The 3,389-nt window shown below is 59.4% G+C and carries 3 protein-coding genes; all 3 read right to left on the reverse strand.

The genetic code is table 11. The annotated features are described in order from the left end of the window. On the reverse strand, positions 1 to 1,122 hold a 1,122-nt coding region (locus IQ254_RS30280; protein ID WP_193969853.1), incomplete at its 3' end, for an ABC transporter ATP-binding protein. Positions 1,123 to 1,213: 91 nt separating this feature from the next. Then, complete coding sequence (locus IQ254_RS30285; RefSeq protein WP_193969854.1) at positions 1,214 to 1,588, reverse strand: hypothetical protein; 375 nt, start codon at positions 1,586 to 1,588, stop codon at positions 1,214 to 1,216. A gap of 12 nt (positions 1,589 to 1,600) precedes the next feature. Then, a partial coding sequence (locus IQ254_RS30290) for a VWA domain-containing protein (RefSeq protein ID WP_313887620.1) occupies positions 1,601 to 3,389 on the reverse strand: 1,789 nt, incomplete at its 5' end.

Raw genomic sequence — 3,389 nt, forward strand, 5'->3', positions numbered from 1 at the left:
AGCATAGGTGGTGGGGAAACCGCTGGAGCTGCCGTTTGCTTCAGCCTGTCCTCCTTCTCCTGACAACTTTTCTGGATCGCGAATCTCCACCGGCACATTAAACAGGTCGGTAATGCGCTCGACGGCAGTGAGCCCGGCCTGAATCGCGGTGAACTTATCGGCAAACTGGCGCAGCGGGTCGAACAGTCGTTGGGCAAACAAAATGAAGCTAGCCAAAACTCCAAAGGTGAGGGCATCTTGCATCACCAACAGGCCGCCCAGCCAGAGTACCCCGCCAATGGCAACTAGCGAGATCCACTCCAGGGTTGACGACACCGCTGAGTCATAGAAGATGGTGGTATCCACCGCGTCGATATATTTTTGATTGGTGTGGCGAAACAGCTCGGCGTTGTAGCGCTCGCGGCGAAACAGCTGCACCACGTTAATACCCGCCACATTCTCTTGCAGGGCGGCATTCAGCTCAGAGAGGTGCTCGCGGGCTGTGTAGTTGGCTTTGCGAAACTGCTGCTGAAAGTAAATAATCAGCCAGGTCACCGGCACCAATAGGGCCAGCAGCATCAGGGCCAGCTGCCACTGCATGGTAAACATCACCACCAGCAGTACCAAAATCGAAAAAATATCGGTGATGATGCCCACCGCTCCGGTAGAGAACACGTCGCCCAGGGCATCGACATCGCTGGTGATGCGGGTAATCAGCTTGCCCACGGGGGTGCGGTCAAAGAACCGCACCGCCAGCACGGTGACATGGGTAAACAGGTCAGTGCGAATATCGGCAGTAATGGTCTGCCCTACGGCCTGCACCATGTAGCTCTGAAAGCCATCGAGCAGCAGCCGAATGACGACGGTCACCACCAGCAGCCCCACCAGCAGATTGAGCCCCCCTTGCAGGGTGCGGCCCTCTAAAAAACTCATCACCGGCTCTTGACGAATGAGGGAAATAGCCTGGCCAATTAGCACCGGCTGCATGGCGTTGGCCAACGATAGGGGTACCAGCAGAATCAGCGGCAGCACCAGGGCCGCACGGTGCTTGTAGATATAGGGCCACATGCGCAGAAACAGCCGCCAATCGCTATCGGTGTGGCGGGTGGTGTCGTCGCTGGGCAGGGCGGGGGTAGCGGTCATAGAGAAGTTGTGTTAGCCGTTTAGGGGCAGTCTAGGGGCGAGCGGGCGGGCTCAGCCTACAGTGTAAATCTGAACTGGGTCGGTTGGTTTCTCACTGGCCGCAGAGGAGCACCGTAGCCCCAGGATTGGCTGCGGTGGCCTGCTGAATTTCGGCCGGGTCAGACAGGCCGGATGGATTTAGGGAGCGCACCTCGTCGGGAGACGGCACGGCGTTGGGCACAATGGCCCCCAGATCGCTGACGTAGATCACCTGCTCGATGGTGAGCTGCCGCTGGGTCTGTTGGGCGTAGAGGGCGGCGTACTGGTCGGCCAACTGTCGCCATTGGGCCGGGTCGCAGTAGCTGCGATCGATAATCACCGTCACTGTTGGCCCCGATAATAGCTGACGAAACCCCAGACCTAGAGCCCCAAAGGCAATCCAGCCCAGGGCCAGGGTACGAATCAATCGTTGGTTGGGGTTGGGCATAGGAAAAATGGTCTACAGATTAACCTGGAACAGGTCTTTGAACAGGCTCTGCACGTTGTCGGGGCTGCCCTGCTGCACGGTGGATTCGCGCAGACTGGCGATCGCCTGGAGTTCGTCCTGGTTAACTTCGCCGTAGGCGATCGGGTAAAAGCGTACATCGCTGTAGGCCAGAATGTCGTCAATGGCATCGAGGGTATAGCCTCGGTTAACCTCGCCATCGCTCAGCACCAACAGATAGTAGCGCCCGGTGGGGTCGGCCTCCTGCTTGGCCAGCAGGTCAGAGAGGCCGACCAGCAGGCCATCGTACATGGCCGTGGCGCCGTCGGCCTGGAGTTGGTCGATGGTGGCTAAAAATTTCTGGTGCTGTAAATCGTCAAAGGGAGCCAGGGTAAGGCGGCGGGTGGGCGTGTCGGCAAAGCTAACGATGCTGACGTAGTTGCCTGAGTTGATCTGTCCGGCGGCGACCCGCAGACCATCCTTGAGCGCTTGCAGGCGTTCCCCTTCCATAGAGCCACTGGTGTCGATCACCAGCGACATATACACCGTGCGCCCGCCGTCTTTGCGTAGCTTCCAGTTGGACTGGGCGGCCAGCAGGGTTTCGCCGTTGGGAAAGGGGGGAACTTGCCCAGAGTTGAGATAATCTGTCTCGACAAATCCCTGCTGTTGGGCTAAGGCCTGCATTTCAGCCGACTGGGCAAAGGTGGCGAACTGCTCTAGGGCGGCCTGCTGCTGGGGGCTGTTCCACCCGAAGCCCACCAGGGGGTTATTGTGGGGCACCCCAAAGGGGACAAACTCGGTCTCGCTAAAACCGGGCACCTCCCGCAAAGCCAAATAATTCTGGTACTCCAGGGGAAAGGCCTGGAGCTTGCTCTGGTCGCGCAGAAACAGCTCTTGCAGGTCGAGGGTGGTGGCGGTGGTAATCAACACCTGTTGCTGAAACTGGTCAAACACCGAGTTGACCTGGGGGGTTTGGAGCTCGGCAATGGTGAGCTGGCCGCCGTCCTCCTGGTGCCCTGCGGCCCGCCAGTACAGCGTATAGAGCAGATTGAGCGCGGTGGAACTGCTGTAGGGGTTGGGGTAGGCCACGGTGACCTGGCCCGATGCGATCGCATTCAGCAGCCGATCAAAGCTAACGCTGCCATTCTCGGCGCTATTCTCGGCGCTATTCTCGGCCAGGCCGTCGTAAACGGCTTTGGGCAAGACCCACCCAGCGGTGTTGGGCACCAGGCGATCGGCCACCGGCAGGATATCGACTCCCTGACTCTGCACCATCGCTACCCACAGATCGTTGGAGGGGCTGTAGCCAACGGGTTGAACCGTTTCCGCCCCCAGCAGGCGAGCGGCGGTACCCGACGCGATCTGACGCACCCCCACCTGAATCACCTCACCCGAGGGCAGGGTTTCCTGACGCTGGTTAAACGCATCGGCGACTTCGACCAGCCAGCGCTCGTTTTGGCGATCAATATTGGCTTTCTCGGAGGAGCTGTAGATTTCGATATAGGCGGTGTTGCCCCCACCGGGCTGGGCCCCGTAGAGCGGGAAAGTATTGATGTCAGGAAGTGGGTCTTCGATTTGGTCGGTGGTGTAGCGGGCGGCGACTTCGTCGGTAATCAGGTCTTCGCCGATAGAAATATTGGGTAAGACGGTGCGTTCTAGCGCCTGCCGGGCGGTCTCAGCCGAATCGACCGGGGGCACCCGATTGAGAAATGTTGGGGTGCAGTTCCAAAGCAGGACAGCGCAGAGGCTGAGGAGGAAGGTGAGGAGGGGAATACGGCGCATGAAAGGGGGAGAGGGGGAGAAC

It is taken from the genome of Nodosilinea sp. LEGE 07088 (genome assembly GCF_015207395.1).
Taxonomy (GTDB): Bacteria; Cyanobacteriota; Cyanobacteriia; order Phormidesmidales; family Phormidesmidaceae; genus Nodosilinea.

Bases quoted from the DNA above. Each gene is read 5' to 3' on its own strand.
- IQ254_RS30285 (WP_193969854.1), bottom strand. From the start codon at position 1,588: ATGCCCAACCCCAACCAACGATTGATTCGTACCCTGGCCCTGGGCTGG.